The organism is Chachezhania sediminis (assembly GCF_009765275.1).
Lineage (GTDB): Bacteria > Pseudomonadota > Alphaproteobacteria > Rhodobacterales > Rhodobacteraceae > Chachezhania > Chachezhania sediminis.
On the sequence record NZ_VOPH01000003.1, the window covers coordinates 293,704 to 314,430 of the forward strand.

At 68.1% G+C, this 20,727-nt stretch carries 13 protein-coding genes and 1 pseudogene; 7 read left to right on the forward strand and 7 right to left on the reverse strand.

Features of this window, described 5'->3' with window-relative positions; translation table 11 throughout:
* The first annotated feature begins 18 nt into the window (after positions 1-18).
* The 5 genes from FQK05_RS10855 (at position 19) to FQK05_RS10875 (ending at position 5,556) form a co-directional block, all read left to right on the forward strand.
* Positions 19-675, forward strand: coding sequence for a tetratricopeptide repeat protein (locus FQK05_RS10855; protein ID WP_233270460.1), 657 nt, complete (start codon positions 19-21; stop codon positions 673-675).
* Positions 676-702: 27 nt separating this feature from the next.
* Entirely contained in the window at positions 703-3,873 is a 3,171-nt protein-coding gene (locus FQK05_RS10860; protein ID WP_158966614.1) for a helicase-related protein, read from the forward strand.
* A 3-nt stretch (positions 3,874-3,876) separates the two neighbouring features.
* The gene (locus FQK05_RS10865) at positions 3,877-4,317 is read left to right on the forward strand and encodes an RNA-binding S4 domain-containing protein (protein WP_158966616.1); all 441 of its coding nucleotides are present in this window, start codon (positions 3,877-3,879) and stop codon (positions 4,315-4,317) included.
* A 73-nt stretch (positions 4,318-4,390) separates the two neighbouring features.
* Positions 4,391-4,729, forward strand: a complete 339-nt coding sequence (gene fdxA, locus FQK05_RS10870) for a ferredoxin FdxA (RefSeq protein ID WP_158966618.1) — start codon at positions 4,391-4,393, stop codon at positions 4,727-4,729.
* A 317-nt stretch (positions 4,730-5,046) separates the two neighbouring features.
* Positions 5,047-5,556: a CarD family transcriptional regulator gene (locus tag FQK05_RS10875; protein ID WP_158966620.1), complete on the forward strand. Its 510-nt coding sequence runs from the start codon at positions 5,047-5,049 to the stop codon at positions 5,554-5,556.
* Between the two features lie 204 nt (positions 5,557-5,760).
* On the opposite strand, the gene FQK05_RS10880 is transcribed toward FQK05_RS10875, so the two are convergent.
* Positions 5,761-6,522 carry an adenosylcobinamide-GDP ribazoletransferase gene (locus FQK05_RS10880; protein ID WP_158966622.1) on the reverse strand — a complete coding sequence of 254 codons (762 nt, stop codon included), beginning with the start codon at positions 6,520-6,522 and terminating at the stop codon, positions 5,761-5,763.
* An 89-nt stretch (positions 6,523-6,611) separates the two neighbouring features.
* On the opposite strand from FQK05_RS10880, the gene cobT reads away from it, so the two are divergent.
* Positions 6,612-7,637 (forward strand): nicotinate-nucleotide--dimethylbenzimidazole phosphoribosyltransferase, encoded by a 1,026-nt coding sequence (gene cobT / locus FQK05_RS10885; RefSeq protein ID WP_158966624.1) that lies wholly within the window; start codon positions 6,612-6,614, stop codon positions 7,635-7,637.
* 408 nt (positions 7,638-8,045) lie between these two features.
* On the opposite strand, the gene FQK05_RS10890 is transcribed toward cobT, so the two are convergent.
* The 4 genes and pseudogenes from FQK05_RS10890 to FQK05_RS10900 all read right to left on the reverse strand — a co-directional run bounded on the left by FQK05_RS10890 (position 8,046) and on the right by FQK05_RS10900 (position 14,425).
* Positions 8,046-9,935 carry a monovalent cation:proton antiporter-2 (CPA2) family protein gene (locus FQK05_RS10890; RefSeq protein ID WP_158966626.1) on the reverse strand — a complete coding sequence of 630 codons (1,890 nt, stop codon included), beginning with the start codon at positions 9,933-9,935 and terminating at the stop codon, positions 8,046-8,048.
* Between the two features lie 16 nt (positions 9,936-9,951).
* Positions 9,952-10,407 (reverse strand): Lrp/AsnC family transcriptional regulator, encoded by a 456-nt coding sequence (locus FQK05_RS26045; RefSeq protein ID WP_233270500.1) that lies wholly within the window; start codon positions 10,405-10,407, stop codon positions 9,952-9,954.
* Between the two features lie 255 nt (positions 10,408-10,662).
* Positions 10,663-10,989 (reverse strand): annotated as a pseudogene (locus tag FQK05_RS26360) (class I SAM-dependent methyltransferase); the annotation flags it as partial.
* Between the two features lie 112 nt (positions 10,990-11,101).
* Positions 11,102-14,425, reverse strand: a complete 3,324-nt coding sequence (locus FQK05_RS10900; RefSeq protein WP_158966630.1) for a hypothetical protein — start codon at positions 14,423-14,425, stop codon at positions 11,102-11,104.
* A 168-nt stretch (positions 14,426-14,593) separates the two neighbouring features.
* Here FQK05_RS10900 and FQK05_RS10905 point away from each other — a divergent pair, with 168 nt between their 5' ends.
* Positions 14,594-15,301 carry an SIMPL domain-containing protein gene (locus FQK05_RS10905; protein ID WP_158966632.1) on the forward strand — a complete coding sequence of 236 codons (708 nt, stop codon included), beginning with the start codon at positions 14,594-14,596 and terminating at the stop codon, positions 15,299-15,301.
* Between the two features lie 103 nt (positions 15,302-15,404).
* On the opposite strand, the gene FQK05_RS10910 is transcribed toward FQK05_RS10905, so the two are convergent.
* Complete coding sequence (locus FQK05_RS10910) at positions 15,405-16,697, reverse strand: O-acetylhomoserine aminocarboxypropyltransferase/cysteine synthase family protein (protein ID WP_158966634.1); 1,293 nt, start codon at positions 16,695-16,697, stop codon at positions 15,405-15,407.
* A gap of 614 nt (positions 16,698-17,311) precedes the next feature.
* Complete coding sequence (locus FQK05_RS10915) at positions 17,312-20,668, reverse strand: acetyl-CoA carboxylase family protein (protein ID WP_158966636.1); 3,357 nt, start codon at positions 20,666-20,668, stop codon at positions 17,312-17,314.
* Positions 20,669-20,727 lie beyond the last annotated feature (59 nt).

Consider the following 20,727-nt stretch of genomic DNA (forward strand, 5'->3'; position numbering starts at 1 on the left):
GCTAAAGTAGACGGTGCCATGAGAGACCTAAACCCCCATCTCAAACCTGTCGTGACGGCAAGTCTGGTATTCCTCCAGTTGCTGTTCGCGGGCTTGACAGCGGGCCCCGCTCTTGCCCAGCCGGTCGACGATCCGGCCGGCACGGAAGAACGCGGCGACAGCATGCCGACGGCCGCGCTGCCGGAAGGTCACGCCGACCTGACGGATGAAGGCGCGCTGCTGAAGGCGTTGCGCACTGCCGACCCGGACGAGGCGGAGCACCTGGAACGGCAGCTTCAGGCGCTCTGGTCGAAAAGCGGCTCGCCCGCGATGGACCTGCTGTTGCGCCGTGGCCGCGATGCGCTGGAAAACGGGGAACCCGGACTGGCCATCGAACACCTGACCGCGCTGGTCGATCATGCGCCGGACTTTGCCGAAGGCTGGCAGATGCGCGCGGCGGCCTATTTCCAGGTCGAACTCTATGGCCCGGCGCTGTCGGATCTGGAACATGCGCTGGCGCTGAACCCGAACCATTACAATGCCATGTTGGGCCTTGGCTCCATCCTCGAATCCGTGGGGCTGGACGATCTGGCGTGGGAGGCCTATTCGCAGGCCCACGAGATAAATCCGAACCAGGAGGATGTCGCGAAAGCCCTGGACCGCCTGCGCCGCTCCGTCGAAGGGACGGACCTGTAACCCCACCTGACATCCAAGGGGCTCAAGATGACCGCGTCATCGCGGGTCGTGGCCGTGCTTGGCCCGACCAACACGGGCAAGACCCATTATGCACTGGAACGCATGCTGGCCCACCGGACCGGCGTGATCGGCCTGCCGCTGCGGCTGCTGGCGCGCGAGGTCTATGACAAGATCGTTGCCGCCCGCGGCCCGTCGGTCGTGGCATTGGTCACCGGCGAGGAACGCATCGTGCCGCCCCGGACCCAGTATTGGGTCTGCACGGTCGAGGCGATGCCCGAGGGCATGGGTTGCGATTTCCTGGCGGTGGACGAAATCCAGCTGTGTGCCGATCCGGAACGCGGCCATGTCTTCACCGACCGTCTGCTGCGGGCGCGGGGCCAGCACGAAACGCTGTTCCTGGGGTCGGACACGATGCGGGGGCCCATCGTTTCGCTGATCCCGGACGTGATCATCCAGCGCCGCGAACGGATGTCGCAGTTGTTGCACACCGGGTCCAAGAAGATCAGCCGGATGCCCGCGCGCAGTGCCATTGTGGGGTTCTCGGTCGACAGCGTCTATGCCACGGCGGAACTGATCCGGCGGCAGAAGGGCGGGGCGGCCGTGGTCATGGGCGCGCTCAGCCCCCGGACGCGGAACGCGCAGGTCGCGCTCTATCAGAACGGCGATGTCGATTACCTAGTGGCGACGGATGCCATCGGGATGGGGCTGAACCTGGACGTCAAGCACGTGGCCTTTTCCAGCCTTGCGAAGTTCGACGGCCGGCGGATGCGACCGCTGCAGCCGAACGAGCTGGCCCAGATCGCCGGGCGGGCCGGGCGGGGCGCGCAGAACGGAACCTTCGGCACGACCGGAGAGGCCGGACCGATTCCCGACGAAGTGGCGCTGGCCATCATGGAACACCGCTTTTCCCCGCTTCAGCGGCTGGTGTGGCGGAATTCCGACCTGCGGTTCGGGTCGATCGACGCGCTGATCGGGTCGCTGGAGCAGTCGCCGAACAACGAGGTGTTGATCCGCGCGCGCGAGGCCGACGACCTGATGGCGCTGAAGGCGCTGTCGCAGATGGCCACCGTGTCGGCGCGCGCGACCAACGCCCAGGATGTGCGACTGCTTTGGGATGTTTGCAGAATTCCGGATTTCCGGGGCATTTCCCATGCCGAACATGCGGGCCTGCTGGAGTCGATTTTCGGCCAGCTGCACGACAGCGGACATGTGGGCGAGGACTGGCTGGCATCGCATATCCGGCGAATCGATCGGACCGACGGAGATATCGACACCCTTTCGAAACGGCTGGCGTTTATTCGCACTTGGACTTATGTCGCCCAGCGAAAGGGTTGGCTGGCTGACGAAATGCATTGGCGGGATGAAACCCGCGCGGTAGAAGACAGGCTATCGGATGCCTTGCACGAAAGGCTGACCCAGAGATTCGTGGACCGGCGCACTTCGGTATTGCTGCGCCGGCTCAAGCAGAAGGAGGCCCTCTTGGCCGAAGTAAACGACACCGGCGAGGTGACTGTCGAGGGGGAATTTGTCGGCCGTCTCGAAGGCTTCCGATTTTCTCCGGACAAGGGCGCCCAGGGCCCCGAGGCGAAGACGCTGAAGCAGGCCGCGCTCCAGGCGCTGGCGCCGCAGTTCCATCTGCGGGCCGACCGCTTCTACAACGCCCCGGATACCGAAATCGACTATACCGAGCAGGGCGGCCTCATGTGGGGTTCCAGCGCGGTCGGCAAGCTGGTTCCGGGACCGGAACCGATGCGCCCGCAGGTCGAGGTCTTCGTCGACGACGAGGCCGGGCCAGAGGTAGCGCAGAAGGTGCAGCGTCGCCTGCAGCACTTCATAGACCGCAAGATCGCCACCCTGTTCGAGCCGCTGCTGGCGATGCAGCGGGACGAGACCATGACGGGCCTGGCCCGCGGCTTTGCCTTCCGGCTGGTCGAAGGCTTTGGCATCCTGCCGCGCCAGTCCGTCCAGCAGGAGGTGAAGGACCTGGACCAGGACGCCCGTGGCGCACTGCGCAAGCATGGCGTGCGGTTCGGCCAGTTCACGGTCTTCATTCCCGCGGTGCTGAAACCCGCGCCGACACGTCTGCGGCTGGTGCTGTGGTCGCTGGCGCAGGGGATGGACCAGTTCCCCGATGCGCCGCCCCCGGGCCTGGTGACGGTGCCGGTCCAGGACGGCGTGCCGGAAGGCTATGACACCATGTGCGGCTATCGTTCGGCAGGCGAACGGGCGATCCGCATCGACATGCTGGAACGCCTGGCCGACATGCTGCGCGCCGAAGACAGCCGCGGCGGGTTCGAGGCCAAGGCGGACATGCTGTCGATCACCGGCATGACGCTGGAACAGTTCGCGGTCCTGATGCAGGGCCTGGGCTATCGCGCCGACCGTGGCGAACGCCAGAAGGTGCGGACCCCCGCCCCGGAAACGGCGCCCGAGGCTGTTGTCGCGATGGAAGAGGCCCCGGCAGAGGATGCAGTGGACGCTGCGGCCGAGCCCGCAGCGGATGAACCCGTGGCAGAGGCTCCGGTCGCATCCGGCATTCCCGGCCCCGACGCCGCGGCCGCCCTGGCCGTCCCGGCAGAGAACGCCGAGGTTGCGGACGAACCTGCAGCCGAAGCCGAGCCCGCTACCGACGAGGCCGCAGCGCCGGTCGAGGCGGAAGAGGTTGCAGACGCGGAAGCGCCCGTCGAGGCCACCGAGGCCGCCCCGGATGCCGACGTGCCGGTGGCAGAGGTCGCCGCGGCGGCCGAATCCGCGGCAGATGCCGAACCCGAGGTCGAGGTCTTCTATACCTTCACCTGGGGCCGCAACCGTCAGCCGCAGCGCGGCCGCGAAGGTGCCGGGCAGCGCGGGCGGGGCCGTGGGCCGCGTCGTGACGCGGCCGGCGGTCAGGAAGGTGCAGCGCAGGGCGAAGGCCAGGCGGCCGAAGGCGGCGGCGAACGTCGCCAGCGCCAGGGCGGTGGCCGCGGTCAGGACGGCGGTCAGCGCCGGGATCGCAACGACCGCGACGACGGCGGCAAGAAGTTCGGCGGCAAGCCGCGGGGCAAGGGCGGTCAGAACCGCGACCGCGATCGCGGCGGCAAGGATCATGACCGCAACAAGGCCAAGACCTATTCCGCCCGCCCGCCCAAGTCGGAAAAGAAGATCGATCCGGACAATCCTTTCGCAGCCGCGCTGATGGGGCTGAGGGACAACAAGTAACCGATGGCCCGAACAGGGGCCGGACGTGGTCCGTCACAGGATCCGGATGACGACAACGCATCGCGCGTGCCCGAAACGGCGCGCGCGAAATTGCGTCTGGACAAGTGGCTGTGGCACGCCCGCTTCTTCAAGACCCGCAGCCTGGCCGCCAAGACGGTGGGCGAGGGCGCGATCCGGGTGAATGGCACGCGGGCCACGAAGCCGGCCCAGACCGTGTCGCCGGGGGACGTGCTGACCTTCGCGCAGGGGACCAGGGTGCGGGTCGTCCGGGTCGAGGCGGTGGGAATCCGCCGCGGTCCCGCGACCGAGGCGCAGACGCTGTACTCGGATCTGGGCGCGCCAGAGGACACGGCTGCGCCCAATCCGCGCTATGAAGGAAAGGGTCGCCCGGAAAAGCGGGACCGCAGGGCACTCGATCTTTCCAGACACCGCGACCTCGAATGAAACTTGAATGCTTCGGGCGGCTGGATTAGGTCAGCCTTCGAACCGTAAACCGGAAAACCGGAAAGCTGCGCCCATGACCTATATCGTCAACGACAAGTGCATTGCCTGCAAGTACACCGACTGCGTCGAAGTCTGTCCCGTGGACTGCTTCTATGAAGGCGAGAACATGCTGGTGATCCACCCGGACGAATGCATCGATTGCGGCGTGTGCGAACCGGAATGCCCCGCCGACGCGATCCGCCCCGATACCGAGCCGGAAGCCGAGACCTGGGTCGAGTTCAACCGGAAATACGCCGAACTCTGGCCGGTGATCATCACCAAGAAGGACCCGCTGCCCGAGGCCGAGGATCGCGACGGCGAGACCGGCAAGCTGGAGAAGTACTTCTCGGAAGCGCCGGGCGAAGGCGGCTGAGTCGGGCGCGACCGTCCGGATCCGGTGAAACAGCCCCGAAACGGGGCGAAACCCGGCTCTGACGCAGCGTGACAGGCTGTTTCAGGCCGATTCCCGTTCCGATCAGGAAAGCTTGAACCAGAGTCCACTTTCTGAGGGCTCTAATTTGTGCTATATAATCGCAATAGTTGACGTGCCGTGCACGACTGCCACTTGGTGATATACCGCAGTCTGTATCGGCGCGCCCCTGGCCATAACGCTGCTCACCGGGACCTGTCGGGGATCCGGGGCGGCGCTTCTGTGGCCTATCATGTGTTTGAGCACAGGGAAAGATCCGAATGACCAAGTTGAAGAAGCACGAGTTCCGCCCCAACGATTACGTTGTGTACCCTGCCCATGGCGTTGGCCAGATCATTTCCATCGAAGAGCAGGAAGTGGCCGGTCTGAAGCTCGAGCTGTTCGTGATCTCGTTCGAGAAGGACAAGATGACCCTTCGCGTTCCGACCAACAAGGCAACGGAAATCGGCATGCGCTCGCTGTCGTCGCCCGACGTGGTGACCAAGGCTATGACCACGCTGAAGGGCAAGGCCCGGGTGAAGCGCGCCATGTGGTCGCGTCGTGCCCAGGAATACGAACAGAAGATCAATTCCGGCGACCTGATTTCCATTGCGGAAGTCGTGCGCGACCTGCACCGCACCGACGACCAGCGCGAGCAGAGCTATTCCGAGCGTCAGCTGTACGAAGCGGCGCTGGAGCGTCTGACCCGCGAAGTGGCCGCCGTCAGCGGCGGCGACGAGATCGAGGCCGCGCGCAAGGTGGACGAAGTCCTGATGTCGCGCGCCGCCTGAGGTCTTCGGGCACTTGTTTTCGGGAAAACCGCGTCCCCAAGGGGCGCGGTTTTTTCATGCGTTATACCCGGCCATCCACGCCCGGCCCGTAGGGTGCGTGGTTTCCACGCACCGCTCCCGCGCAGGCCCCCCCCTCTGGCGAAGACGGGAGCGCCTCCGCCTCCCGTCCCGGGCGCGGGTCCTTTGCCCCTGTCGGTTTCCCCATCAGGCGGCCAGAGCGGCGAAGGTCAGAAGACAGGCGATTTCGGTCAGGACCTGGGTGGCGCCAAGGATATCGCCGGTCTGTCCGCCGATGCGCTTCATCGCCATCCGGGCCACGACGGAAGCTGTAAGGGCCGTGGCGAGGCCTGCCGCGAGGGCCGGCAGGCCGATCAGAAGACCCGACAGGAGCAGGGCAATGGCGGATCCGGCCAGCGCCGGGCCCCGGCCGGGCCGGCCGACGCTTTGGGCCAGGCCCTGTGCCCGGGCCGATGGCAGGACATGCATCAGCCAGGGCAGGGCAGAGCGCGACAGCATCGCGGCAGCTAGAAGTGGGCCGATACCTGCGAAGAGCAGGGTCGACAGCAGCGACCAGCGCAGTCCCAGCCCCAGGATCAGCGCTATGACGCCATAGGCGCCGATGCGGCTGTCCTTCATGATCTCCAGCCGCCGGTCCCGCGTCCACCCGCCGAAAAGACCGTCGGCACTGTCCGCCAGCCCGTCCTCGTGCATGGCGCCGGTCAGCAGGATCATGACGCCCAGGGCAAGCCCCGCCGCGACCGTCGGCATCAGCCCGAGCCCGAGCGCCGCCGTGGCCAGCAGCCCGGCGGGCAGGGCCGTGCACAGGCCGGCCAGCGGATAGGCCCAGACGGCGGCGGATGTGCGGCGGAAGGCCTCGTCCGGCAGCGGAGGCAGGGGCAGGCGTGTCAGGAGCGACAGGGCGATCCTGGCGTCCTGCAGGGCCTGCCGGAACGGCAACTGGGGCATGGGCTGTGTCCCGGGGGGTTTGATCGGGGTTGTGATCGGGGTTCGGTCGGTTAAACACCCTGGATCATCACGATGCAACGAGGCGCAAGATGTCCACCGTTCTTCCCCCGCTTTCCGACCTGGATGACCTGCGAAAAGCCCTGCGCGCAGCGCCCGCACCCGATGCGGCCGCGCTGGAGGCGGCGGCGGCCAGGAACGGCATGCTGACCAAGCCGCCCGGCGCGCTGGGCCGGCTGGAGGAGATCGCGATCTGGATCGCGGGCTGGCAGGGCAATCCGCAGCCGCAGATCGTTGCGCCTCGGGTCATCGTCTTTGCCGGCAATCACGGCGTGGCGGCCCGGGGCGTGTCGGCCTTCCCGCCCGAGGTCACGGTGCAGATGGTCGCAAATTTCGAGGCCGGCGGCGCCGCGATCAACCAGCTGGCGCGCGAGGCGGGGGCGGCACTGGATGTCGTGGCGCTGGAACTGGACCGGCCGACGGCGGACTTTACAGAAGCCCCGGCCATGGGACCCGAGGACGGACTGGCGGCGCTGAACGCGGGCTGGACGGCCGTGGGACCCGGGACCGACCTGCTGGTCGTGGGCGAGATGGGGATCGGCAACACGACCCCGGCCGCGGCCCTGTGCCTGGCGCTGTACGGCGGAACGGCCGCCGACTGGACCGGCCGCGGCACCGGCGTCGACGACGAACGGCTGAAGGGCAAGTGCGCGGTGGTCGAGGCCGGCGTGACGCTTCACCGGGAAGCGGCGACCGACGGGCTCGAATGGCTTCTGGCCGTCGGCGGGCGCGAGGTTGCCGCCATGGCCGGAGCCATCGCCGCGGCCCGGGTGCGCGGCATTCCCGTGATCCTGGACGGATTCATCTGCTCGGCCGCGGCGGCCTGCCTGGCCGAAACGGTCGGTGGCGCACTGGACCATTGCATCGCCGGTCACGTCAGCGCCGAGGGTGCCCATGGGGCGCTGCTGGAGAAACTGGGCAAGGCGCCGCTGCTGTCCATGGGCCTGCGGCTGGGCGAAGGATCGGGCGCGGCCTTGGCGATGCCTCTGGTGAAGGCGGCAGTCGCCTGTCACAGCGGCATGGCGACCTTTGCCGAAGCCGGCGTGTCCGACGCCTGATCATCGACGGCGGGCGGCGGACCGCGCCCGTCCCGCCCCACCCGCCAACCCCCGACGGGGCTGCGTTGCAGCCCCGTCGTCGCGAGACGGGCGCGGTCCGTTCCCTGTGCGATTCTTGCCAGGCTTCTGCCAGAGCTGAATGGTTCCGTCATCGGCGGGGAGGGGGCGCGCCAAGGGCCGCAGGGGGTCTGGCTCACCACGAAGAGGGAGATCCCCTCCACGAATCCGCCATCGCTTCTGCTGCCTGAGCCATCGGGAAACCCGCATCAAGGGCAAGCCGCGCGGGACGCGCGGTGCTGCGCACCCTTGACACGAGTTCCCCGACGGCTCTTTCCGGCAGCGCGACGGCGGCTCCGCGAAGAGGATCGGTGCTTCGGGGATGGGGCCGTGGCGCGTGGGGTGCAGGGTCTAGGCGGATTTCTTTTCCTGGCGCTGGGCCTGTTCCAGGATGGCCAGTTCCAGTTCCTTCTCCAGCTCCTTTGCGCGGGCAATATAGGCCGTGTTCTTGCTGGCGGGCAGGTTCGGATCCCAGACCTGGGCCAGTTCGCGCACGGCATAGCGGTCGTGGGCATAGAAGGTCTGTTCCGCTTCCGCGGCTTCGAATTCCGACAGACCCACATTTTCCAGCACGTAGCGGCCGGCGCGGAGCGAGCTGTCGAACATCTCGCGCACGATGTCGTTGGCGCCAGCCTGGAACAGCCGGAACACATGGTTCCTGTCGTAGGCGCGAGCCACGATGTGAAGGTCCGGCCGTTCGCGGCGCGCATAGGCGACCAGCCGCGTGGCCGCATCCGCATCGTCCAGCGCTACGACCAGAACCCGCGCCTTGGCGAGTCCCGCCGCCTTCAGCAGTTCCGGCCGGGTCGGATCGCCCAGGAAGCCCTTGACCCCGAAGCGGCGCATCAGCTGGATCGTCTCGATATCGTGGTCCAGCACGATGGTCTTGAATCCCGACGCCGTCACCAGCCGGTTCACGATCTGGCCGAAGCGGCCGATGCCGGCGATGATGATCGGGCCCTCGTCGTCGATCTTGTCGAAGGAGATGGCGGGTTTGCGTTCCGCCAGCCGGCGCGCGATCATGTCGTAGAGCATGAAGAAGAGCGGGGTCAGCAGCATCGTCAGGGCCACGATCAGCAGAAGCTTTTCCGACACGTTGCCGGGGATCACGTTCAGCTGCGTCGCGAAGGAGAAGAGGACGAAGCCGAATTCGCCCGCCTGCGACAGGCCCAGTGTGAACAGCCACAGGTCGCGGCTCCTGAGCCCGAAGATCGTGCCAAGCGCCAGCAGTACAACGCCCTTGGCCACCATCAGCAGAAGCGCTAGCCCGAACAGGTCGCCGGGTTCGCGCAGCAGCAGCTCGAAATTGATGCCGGCGCCCACGGTGATGAAGAAAAGCCCCAGCAAGAGCCCCTTGAAGGGTTCGAGGTCGGCCTCCAACTCGTGCCGGAATTCCGAGTTGGCAAGGACTACGCCGGCCAGGAAGGCGCCAAGCGCGGGGGAGAGGCCCACGAGCGACATCAGGAACGAGATGCCGACCACGATGGCCAGGGCCAGGGCCGTGTACATCTCGCGCATGCGGGCGGCGTGGATGAAGCGGAAGACCGGCTTCGACAGGTAGATGCCGGCCAGGATGATGAAGGCGATGGCGCCGATGGTGACCAGCGTCACGGCCCAGCCGGGCAGGCCTTCGACCAGCGACAGGGCGCCGTGGGCGCCGGCCTCGGCCGCGTGGCCGGGATCGACGGTACGGCGGATCGATCCGTCGTCGGTGATATGGGTCACGGGGCCCGCGGCCAGCAGTGGCAGCATCGCCAGGATCGGGATCACCGCGATGTCCTGCGTCAGCAGGACCGAGAAGATGGATCGCCCACCCCCGGTCTGCATGAGCCCCCGTTCCGACAGAGTCTGGAGCACGATGGCGGTCGATGACAGCGACAGAGCCATGCCGATGGCCAGGCCCATGGTCCAGTCATGCCCCAGCGCCACGGCGATCCCCATGATCGCCAGCGACGTGCCCACGACCTGCAGGCCACCGAGGCCCAGCAGCCGGTGCCGCATGTCCCACAGCGCCCTGGGTTCCAGTTCCAGGCCGATCAGGAACAGCATCATCACGACGCCGAATTCGGCAAAGTGCTGCAATTCCTCGGTTTCGGACCCCACGAGGTGCAGCACCGGGCCGATGATGATGCCGGCGGCAAGGTAGCCCAGGACCGACCCCAGCTTCAGCCGCGCCGCGATCGGCACCGCGATCACGGCGGCCAGAAGATAGATCGTGCCCTGATAAAGAAAGGCGTTCATAGATGGTCCTTCGACATCAGGTCGGCAGGGGCGCGTCGCGCTTCGGCTGATCCATCACGATCTGGCTTTGGACACGCGTAACTGTGGGATGGGGGAGGAGAACCTCGTGTATCAGCCTATTCAGTGCGGGCAGGTCGGCGCAATAGACCCGCAGCAGATAATCGGCCTCGCCGGTGATGGTCCAGGCGCCGACGATGTCGGGCCTTGTGCGCACAAGGCTGCCGAAACCGTCGCCGTTCTGCGGCGGGTGGTTGTTCAGCTGAACCTGCAGGAAGGCCTGCACGGCCAGTCCCAGCCGGGCCGGATCCAGCCGGGCGGAATAGCCCTGGATATAGCCCTCGGCTTCCAGACGCTGCCGCCTGCGCCCCGCCTGCGAAGGCGACAGGTTCAGCACCTCGCCCAGTTCGTGTGCCGTCAGGTGGCCGTTCTTCTGGAGCGAGGCCAGCAGCCGTGTATCGATCTCGTCAAGCATGCGCGGACTCCGGTCGTTGGGACTGGATATGGTGCGGATTTTGCGCATGTCCAATCGGGCACGGGCGAAGGACCGCGCAAGGTGAGGCGGAAATATGCGCAAAACTGTATGGATCGGGGCCTTCAGGGCGCCGTCAGGGTCGGCCAGGTCCAGATGACGCCGGCACTTTGCGCCATCGCCCGGATCTGTTCGGCAGGGCAGGGCAGGGAAAGGACGGGCGCCGGGGGCCGGTGGACCGTGACGCAGGGACAGGATCGCGCGTCCGCCCGGGGCCGCAAGGGCCCGTAGGACAGGCATCGCGGCGTCCTGCGCCGCGGGTGGCAGGTGATGCCAGACGCCGTTGAGCAGGACTGTGTCGAACCGCAGCCCCGTGGCCCGCGTCCGGGGCATGCCGGGCAGGGCATCGTCGGCCCAGGTGATCAGCCCGGAGGGATGCAGGCGCTGCCCGGCCCTGCGGAAGGCCGCGACAGGTTCTGCCGCCAGTACCCGCACGCCGCGGGCGGCAAGCCAGCCGGCATCGCGGCCGGTGGCGGCGCCGATGTCCAGCAGATGCGCGCCGGGGCCTGGCAGCAGGTCCAGCACGGGGAACAGGATGTCGGGGACGGACAGCGCGTCGTAGCGGGGGATCAGGTCCGGCGCCGGCGCGCCATAGCCCTGCAGGACGGCGTGCAGGGCGTCGCCACCGATCAAGCCCTCAGCTCGACGGGATCTTCAGCGAGATGTTGCGGCCGCCCTTCTGATAGCGCAGTTCGCTGTCGCTGATGGCGACGATCTGGCCGCCGTCGATGCGGTCGCCGACCTGCACCTTCTTGTAGCGGCCGTTCTGCAGCCGGACCAGCGCGCGGCGGTTCTTGGGCGTGCCGTAGACGCCAATCAGGTTGATCTTGCGCAGGTTGATCTGGTTGTTCAGCGTCGCGCGCCGCGCCAGGCTGGCGGTGGACGGGATGCCGGGTGAAACCGTCGCCGGCGCGATCGAGGCGACGCGCTCCGGCTCCGGCTCGTCTTCCGCTTCGGCCGCGTCCGGGGTGGCGCTGCGGGCGCTGGTCACGGCGGCCGCAGCGGCGCTGGCGGCGGCAGCGGCGGCCGCAGCCTCGGCATTGGCGCGTTCCACGGCCCGTGCTTCGGCCTGCTGGGCCAGACGCTCGGGGCGCGTCTTGGGCATCATCGAAAGCGCCACGGCCTGCCGGGTGGCGGAACTCAGGTCGGGGGTTTCCACCTCGGGCTTCGGGTCTGGCGCGGCCTCGGCCTGTTCGGTCGCGGTCGCTTCCTCGGCCGCGGGGGCGCTCAGGACTTCCGCGGGCACCTCGGGGCGCACGCGCGGCCGCAGACCGGCAAAGGCCGGTTCCTCCTCGACCTCGGGCGCTGCTTCCAGCTCTGGCAGGCGGTCGCCCGGGCGCAGGCGCGGGCGCAGCATGATCAGCTGATCGTCGAGAGCGGCAAGTTCGGTCGCTTCGGCTTCGGGCTCTGCCCGGGTCTCCGGTGCGGTGTCGATCGCGGTCCGTGCAGCGGCGCCGGTGCCCAGATCGGTCGATGACAGCAGGGCGTCGGTCCGGGTGCGGGTGACAGGCTGCTCTTCGGGGTCCAGCGCGGCCAGCCGTTCCAGCGGCAGGTCGGTCCGGGCGCCGGGCATCGCGGGCAGGGGGGCCACGGGATGCGACAGGTCGGTCCGGTCGATGCCGGCCACATGCACGTCGTTCAGCCCGATGCGCGGCACGACCTGCGGCACGCGCGGAGGGCCGGGCCAGATGCCGGTGGCGGCATAGAGCGCTGCAGCCTCGGCATCGCCCCGGTCGCGGCCTGCGGGCTCGTCCGGGATCGCTTCGGCCGCGGCCACCGGGTCGGTGACGACAGAGCCGTCATCCGTCAGGGCGGGCAGTTCGGCACCGGTGTCCTCTTCCGGGCTGCCGAAGCTCGCGTCTTCGGGCTGGGAGGCGACCGTCGCCACGACCTCGGTCATGGGGGGGGCGGCTTCCACCCGGGCGACGGCATCGTCCGGGGTCGCTTCCGGCGCGATCTCCACCTGCTCGATCCGGCCCGCGTCGCGGCGCAAGAGGCCGGACAGACCGCCTTCGGTAAAGGTCGTGGTCCACAGCGCGATGGCGGCCAGAACCAGCAGCAGCCCGACCATCAGGATCAGAAGCAGATGCTTCGGCTTGCCCCGGGTCTGGGCGTTGTCCCGGGCGCCGAAGATCGTCATCCGGACGGCTTCGTCATCCTCGGGCGTGGCGGTCCTGGACGTTCCCGCCTTTGCGGCCTCGCCCTTGGAAGGCGCGACGATGGTCTTCTGCGCGATGGGACCGGTGGGGAAGCCGCCGCCCAGGCCGGGCGGCGGTTTGACCGCGGGGGCCTCTGCGGTCTTCCGGGCCTTGGCTGCCGCCTTGAAATCCGCCTTGGTCAGCGCTTGCGGCTTTATCGCGTTGCCGGTGCCGGTCTTGGCGTCGTCCCTGGCGGCACGCCGCTTTTCGCGCGCGTCGTCCAGGGCCGACAGGGCAGTGCCGGCCAGACCGCGAAGGCTGTCCAGGACAGAGCTTCCGGTCTTCTCTGTCGCGTCGCCATTCGGCAACGGGCTGGGCTTGGAGCCCTGCTCGGCGGTCCCCGTCGTGCCGTCCCGGCGCGACAGGAAGGCGCCGGCGGAGGCCTGCCCGGTCTTCGATGCGGGTGTGTCGGGCACCTCATCCCGGTGCGCGGCCGGAAGCGGCTCGGGGGGCGGGACTGGGCGCGGGGCAGAGCCTTTGGCGGCGGTTTGCGTATCGGCAAATCCGGCGGCCGTAGGGCCGGCGACCCGTGTCGCCGTAGCCGGTGCCCCGGCGGGCCCGACTGCAGGCGCAGGGCGCTTGGCCACGTCGGGCCCTTTGCCCTTCGCGTCATCGGGCGCTGCGGGTTCGGACCGGGCCGGGTCGACCCGGTGGCGCCGGCTGGAAAAGCCGGTCAGGGGGCCTGTGTCGTCCTGTTCCGCCTCGGGGGCCGTGTCCGCTGCGGCGGCAGGCGCCTGCGCTGCGGCTGCGGGCTTTTTCGCGGGCTTCGGTTCAGGCTTGGCGGGCGGCGTCTTGGCCTCGGCCGCTTTGGCGGCGGGGGCGGACCCGTTCGGGCGTCGCGATGCGAAGGCCGGGGCGGGATCCGGCGCGGGCTCGGGCTGCGAAGGCGGTTGTGCACGCCGAGCCGATGCGCCAGCCGAAACACCAGCCGAGGCCCCGGGCGGGGAAACAGGCGCCGCGAGCGGCGGGGCCGGTGATGCGGGCTTGCGCGGGGCAGGGGCCGGCCTGGCTTCGGCCTTCGGGGTCTTCGCGGGCGTGGCGGCGACCGGTTCCAGGTCGAACAGATCTTGCTGGCCCGGGGCCGCTTTGGGCGGGGCTTCGGCCTTGGGCTTTTCCGGATCGGGGGCCTTCGCCTTGGGCGCTTCCGGTGCAGGGGCTTTCGTCACCGCCGTTTCCGGTGCAGGCAGTTCCGCAGCGGCGGCGGGCGCCGGCATCTTCGCGGGGCCCACGACGTGGATCGGTTCCGCGTCGGGTTCGACCGCGGCGGTGCCGCTCCAGCTGGACGCGCGGCCGGTCAGGCCGAAGAACGGCTCGCCCGTGTAGCCGCTGCCATTGGGCATGGCGACAAAGCTGACCGGGTTGAAATCGTGTTCGACCGCAAAGGTTTCGGCTTCTTCCAGAGTTTCCAGCGCCACGGCCGCGACATGGGTCAGCGCCCCGTCTGCGGCGATGTCATAGGCCAGTTCCTCGACCGGATAGGGCGTGGCCCCATCCAGCGCGGCGGCACCCATCATCAGGCGGTCCTGGTCCGGCACGGTGCCGGTTTCGATCGACAGGTAACGGATCTGTTCGTTGGGAATGACGACCTTGGTGGCGAAGCCCTGCGGCGACAGCTTCAGCGCGGTGTCCCGCAGCCCGGCCAGCGCGGCGCCCAGATCGGGCGCATCAAGCGGCACTTCCCCGGCCGTCCGCCAGCCGTCTGGCGCACGATGGAGGAGCGCGATCCCCTCGACGGAAAGCGAAAGCGCAAAGTCCGGTTTCATGCTATGGCCATACCACCAGAGAACACAGTAAAGCTACCTCGCGATCAGGTTAAGCCCGTTACACTGTGCCCGGTCAAGTTGCCGCCCAGCCGACGCCATGCCGTCATGTTACGGCCGACTCGCCGCTGCTGGCACGGGCACCTGACGTTGGTATCATGGGAGAGAGCCTTGAAACAGATTGCAATTCTTCTGGTAACGGCGATTTTCGTCCAGACCGGCGTCGTCCGGCAAGCCCTTGCCGAAGAGACCCGGACCCCGTCCATAACCATCCAGGCCCAGGGCGTCGTCGATGCCGAACCGGACATGGCCACGATCGTTCTGGGCGTCAGCACCCGCGCGTCCGAGGCGCAGGCGGCCTTCGAGGCCACGACCGAGTCGGCGTCGAAGATCCTGGATGCGCTGTCCGGGCTGGGAATCGCCGACAAGGATGTCCAGACGCGCGCAATCACGCTGACGCCGATCCAGAAGGGCGACTATGACGGCGATACTCCGCCGGAAATCGTGGCCTACGAGGCGTCGAACCAGGTGACTGTGCGCGTCCTGAACCTGGACGAACTGGGCAAGGTGCTTGATTCGGTGGCCGGCGCGGGCGCCAACACGCTGCAGGGGCTGCAATTCGGCCTGGCCGAGCCCGGGCCGCTGCGGGATCAGGCCCGCGCCGCGGCCGTCAAGGACGCGATCCGTCAGGCCGGCATGTATGCCGAGGCCGCAGGGCTGAAGCTGGGCCGGATCCTGTCGATCGAGACGCGCGGCGGCTATGGCGCGCCGATGATGATGGAAGCGGCCAGCTTTTCGTCCGCCAAGCGGTCCGTGGCCAAGGGCGAGGTATCGGTCACCGACGAGATCGGTGTCGAATTCGAACTGGTCGCGCAGTAAACGCCGGCCGCACCGGATCGGGAACAACAAGGGCCCGCTGCACATGCAGCGGGCCCTTTCGATTCTGTCCCGCTTGCAGCCCGGTGGATGGGCTGCACCAGGATCAGGCCGTGGCCTTGGCCAGCGCTTGGTCCAGGTCGGCGATCAGGTCGTCGGCATCCTCGATCCCGATCGACACGCGCACCATGCTGGGGCCCGCGCCCGCCGCTTCCTGCTGTTCCGGCGTCAGCTGCCGGTGCGTGGTCGAGGCGGAGTGGATGATCAGCGACCGCGTATCGCCCAGGTTGGCGACATGGCTGAAGATCTCCAGTGCGTTCACCAGCTTGACGCAGGCGTCGTAACCGCCCTTGACCCCGAAGGTGAACAGGCCGCCGGCGCCCTTGGGGCAGATCTTCTTACCGCGTTCGTAATAGGGAGAGGAGGGCAGGCCGGCATAGGTGACCTTCTCGATCCGCGGATCGGCTTCCAGCCAGGCGGCGACCTTCTTGGCGTTCTCGACATGCCGCGCCATGCGCAGCGACAGCGTCTCGATCCCCATCAGGGTGTAATGCGCGCCCTGCGGGTTCATGGTCATGCCCAGATCGCGCAGGCCCACGGCGATGCCGTGGAAGGTGAAGGCCAGGGGGCCGAAGGTCTCGTGGAACTTCAGTCCGTGATAGGCGGGTTCCGGCTGCGACAGCGACGGGAACTTGTCCGAGGCCGACCAGTCGAAATTGCCGCTGTCGACCACCACGCCGCCGGTCACGGTGCCGTTGCCGGTCAGGTACTTCGTGGTCGAATGGACGACCAGCGTCGCGCCGTGTTCGAACGGCCGGCACAGGTACGGCGTGGCCGAGGTGTTGTCGACGATCATCGGCAGGCCGGCGCCCTGGGCAATCGCGCCGATGGCGTCCAGGTCGGTGACATAGCCGCCCGGGTTGGCAATCGATTCGCAGAAGATCGCGCGGGTGTCGTCGTCGATGGCGGCCTTCACGGCGTCCAGATCGTCAAAGTCGACCAGCTTGGCCGACCAGCCGAACCGCTTGATGGTCTGGGTGAACTGGGTCAGCGTGCCGCCGTAAAGGCGGGTCGATGCCACCACGTTCCGTCCCGGCGCCATCAGCGGGAACAGCGCCATGATCTGGGCCGCGTGGCCGGACGAACAGCAGACCGCGCCGACGCCGCCTTCCAGCGTCGCGATGCGTTCCTGCAGCACCGCAACCGTCGGGTTGGTCAGGCGGGAATAGATGAAGCCCACCTCCTGCAGGTTGAACAGCGCGGCCGCGTGATCGGCATCGCGGAAGACATAGGCCGTGGTCTGGTAGATCGGCGTCTGCCGGGCTCCGGTCGCGGGGTCCGGCTGTGCGCCGGCATGGATCTGGAGCGTGTCGAAGCCGTAGCTGGGCGTGTCGCTCATGGGGACGGTCCTCCTCGGGTCTGATGGCGGCAGGGTTAAGGCTTTGGCGGGACCGCCGCAACAGGACCCGCAGCCCGGTTGCGGCGTTCCCGCGATGGCGGGCCCATGTCTACCCCTGCCAATGGCAGGCAGGCCATAGGGTAATTCATGCGATGCGGGTCATGGAACAGGCTGCAGCGGCGTCGGAACATCATCAAGGGCATCGCAGGTGTATTCGATGCCCTTGGCGTGAACGCGATCCGGGCCCGGGGTCGTACAGCCTGGTGATGGCAGGTCGCGCAGAGGAGAGATCAGGATCCTCGGACGACGACCTGCGGAGGTCCGGATCCGGACGGCGATGCCATGACGGCGTTTTCCGCATTCCGACACCGATACGAAGGTTCCCGGGCCCCGGCTTGCCAAGGCTCGAATGGCGATCCTCGCGCACCGGAGCCCATGCGAAGAGTCCCGGACGGAAACAGCCGGCCCACGAATCCCGGATGGCAGCCCCTGTACAGCGATGCGCGGGAAGGGAGACCCCGACCAAGAATCCCGAAGGACGCGTCCCAAGCCAACACCGGCGCGGGGTGGTTTCCCGGAAAAAGGCGGCGGTCGGCCCCGGAAGGGGGCTGCGCCTACCAGGTGTCGATGAAGCGGTACTTCTTTCCCTCGCGTTTCGGCGGGGGTGGCAGGCCGCGCAGGCCGTTCGCGATCCAGCGGCGGGTATCGGCCGGGTCGATCACGTCGTCCAGCCCACCGCCCGCGGCCGAATTCACCGCGCGGGCCTTTTCATAGCTGTCGGCGACACGGGTCTCGAACTCGATCCGGCGTTCCTCAGGGTCCTCGATGGCCATCAGCACGTCGCGATAGCCCAGCTTGACCGCGCCTTCGATGTTCATCCCGGCGAATTCGGCGGTGGGCCAGGCCACGTTGATCAGCCCCACGCCCCCCGAACCGCCGCACATCGCCAGCACGCCCAGGCCATAGCCCTTGCGCACGACGACCGAAAACAGCGGCACGTCGATATTGGCGCCAGTCTGGAACATCCGCGCGGCATGGCGCACCAGCGCCGTCTGTTCGTGGTCGGGGCCGACCATGATCCCGGGGCAGTCCATCAGGGACACGACGGGAATGTCGAAGGCATCGCACAGTTGCAGGAACCGCGCGCCCTTGTCCGACCCGTCCGAATCCAGCGCGCCGGCCAGATGGTGCGGGTTGTTGGCGATGATGCCCACGGGCCGCCCTTCGATCCGGGCGAAGGCGGTGATCACGCCGATGCCGAAATCCTTTCGGATCTCCAGCACCGACCCGGTATCGGCCAGGGTTTGGATGACCTGCCGCATGTCATAGAGGCGGGTGCGCTTTTCCGGCACGATATGGCGCAGAGGACGCTGGTCGGGCGCTTCCCACTCTGCCACCGGGCCCTGGAAATAGGACAGGTACTTCTTGGCGACCGCCACTGCCTCGTCCTCGTCCCGGACCAGGATGTCGACGACGCCGTTCGACACCTGCATCGACATCGGGCCGACCTCGTCCGGCGTATAGACGCCCAGGCCGCCGCCCTCGATCATCGCCGGTCCGCCCATGGCGATGGTCGACGCCTCGGTCGCGATGATCACGTCGCAGGCCGCAAGCAGGGCAGAGTTGCCGGCAAAGCAGTAGCCGTTGTTGATGCCCACCATGGGCACCAGCCCCGACAGCTTCGGCGCCATCGTGAAGGTCGGCACGTTGAAGCTTTCCGAAGGCCCATGCACGTCGTCGCCGGGCCGGCCGCCGCCGCCTTCGGAAAACAGGATCAGAGGCAGCTTGAACCGCACCGCCAGTTCGAAGATCCGGTCCTGCTTCTGGTGGTTGCGGCGCCCCTGGGTCCCCGCCAGCACGGTATAGTCATAGGCAACCACCGCCACGCGGGAGGCCGGATCGCCGAAGGTGTCGGCGTTCACCGTGGCCGTGCCCACGATCACCCCGTCGGCCGGGGTGGTCCTGCGCAGCGTCTCGATATCCGCGCGCTTGTGGCGCGAGGCCACGACCAGCGGTTCGTATTCGTTGAAGGACCCGGGATCCAGCATCTGGTCCAGGACCTCGCGGATCATCTTGAAGCCGCGCTTGTGGCGCTTGTCGACGGCCGCGGGGCGGTTTTCGTCCAGCGTGTAGGCGTGGCGGTCGATGACCTCCTGCAGGTCGGGGCGGATGTGATCGGGGTCGATTCCGGTCTCTTCCACGGCGGTCCCGCCGTCGACCTCGGCCGGGTCCAGCCGCACGATGGCCCAGCCTTCGCGCACCACATCGCCCGGTTCCATGGTGATCTCGGCCACGATGCCGGGACGGTCGGCGGTCAGGATATGTTCCATCTTCATCGCCTCGACCACGGCGACGGGCCGGCCGGCGGCCACGGCATCGCCAAGCGCCACGTCGATCGACACGATCGTGCCCTGGATCGGCGCCGTCACCCCGATGCGGCCGTCATCGACGCGGGCTGCATCGACGGGGGCCGCGGCCTTCGCCATTGTGCGCGCCTGCGCCCCATGGGCAAAGACGGCAAGCGGATCCTTGGTGTCGACAGCGGCCCCGGCATGGCCGTCGCGGCTGCGTTTCGGCGCCGTTTCGGGGACCGATGCCAGCCGGGCGATCTGATCCTCGACCCATCGCGTGTGGGCGGTGCCGTCCAGCGCCTCCGGCGCGGTCACGATGTTCTTCAGGAAGCCCAGGTTGGTCGCCACGCCTTCCATCCGGAATTCGTCCAGCGCGCGGGCGCAGCGGACCATGGCCACTTCGTGGCTGGGTCCGTGGCAGATCACCTTGGCCAAGAGCGAGTCGTAGGCGGGCGAGGTGGTGTACCCGGCATAGCCGAACCCGTCGACGCGCACGCCCGGGCCGCCGGGCGGTTCATAGACCGACAGCGTGCCGCCGCCGGGCCGGACACTGCCGTCCGTCCCGATCCGTTCCATGTTCACCCGCGCCTGCACGGCCGCGCCGCGGGGCCGGGCAAGGCTTTCGTCCAGCCCGATCTGATCCAGCATATCCCCCGCCGCCAGCCGGATCTGCGTGGCGACCAGATCGACGCCCGTCACCTCCTCGGTCACGGTGTGCTCGACCTGAAGGCGGGCGTTGGCCTCGATGAAGACGAAGGGATCGGGGGCGGTGCCGGTGGCATCCAGCAGGAATTCGAAGGTGCCAAGGCCGCGATAGCCGACACTACCCGCCAGCCGCATCGCGGCCTCGCAGATCGCATCGCGCAAGGCGGGGTCCAGCGACGGGGCAGGGGCCAGTTCGACGACCTTCTGGAACCGCCGCTGCAGGCTGCATTCGCGTTCGCCCAGGTGCAGGATGTTCCCCGCATCGTCGCCCAGGATCTGGACCTCGATATGGCGCGCGCGTTCCAGGAACGCCTCGACATAGAGATCGCCGGACCCGAAGGCGGCCCTGGCCTCCGACGACGCCCGTTCGTGCAGGGCCGCCATGTCGTCGCCCGGGCGCACCACGCGCGCGCCGCGACCGCCGCCGCCGGCGACGGCCTTCAGCATCACGGTAACGCCATCGCCCAGCGAAGCCTGGAACTCTGCCGCTTCCGCGGCCGTGACCGGACGGTCGATTCCGCGGGTGACCGGCACGCCGGCGGCCATCGCCGCGGCCCGCGCGCGGGCCTTGTCGCCGAAGAGGTCAAGATGGTCGGGCGACGGCCCGATGAAGGTCAGCCCCGCATCGGCACAGGCGCGCGCGAAATCGCCCTGTTCCGACAGGAAACCGTACCCGGGATGAATGGCATCGCAACCAGAGGAAATCGCCGCCGAGGTCAGGGCGGCAGCATCGAGATATGCTGCCGCCCCGCGCCCTGGCAGGGCTCGGGCATCGGTGCCCGCCCGCGCATGTAGACTGTCGGCGTCGTCCAAGGAGTGGACCGTTACGGCCTTCAGTCCCAGTTCGCGTACCGCCCGAGCTATGCGTATTGCAATTTCCCCGCGGTTGGCGATCAGGACTGCCGTCAGCGCCATGCGCACCTCCCCTTCCTCCGAGAGTGGAATAGATCGTCGCAGTAATCTTGTGTCAAGCA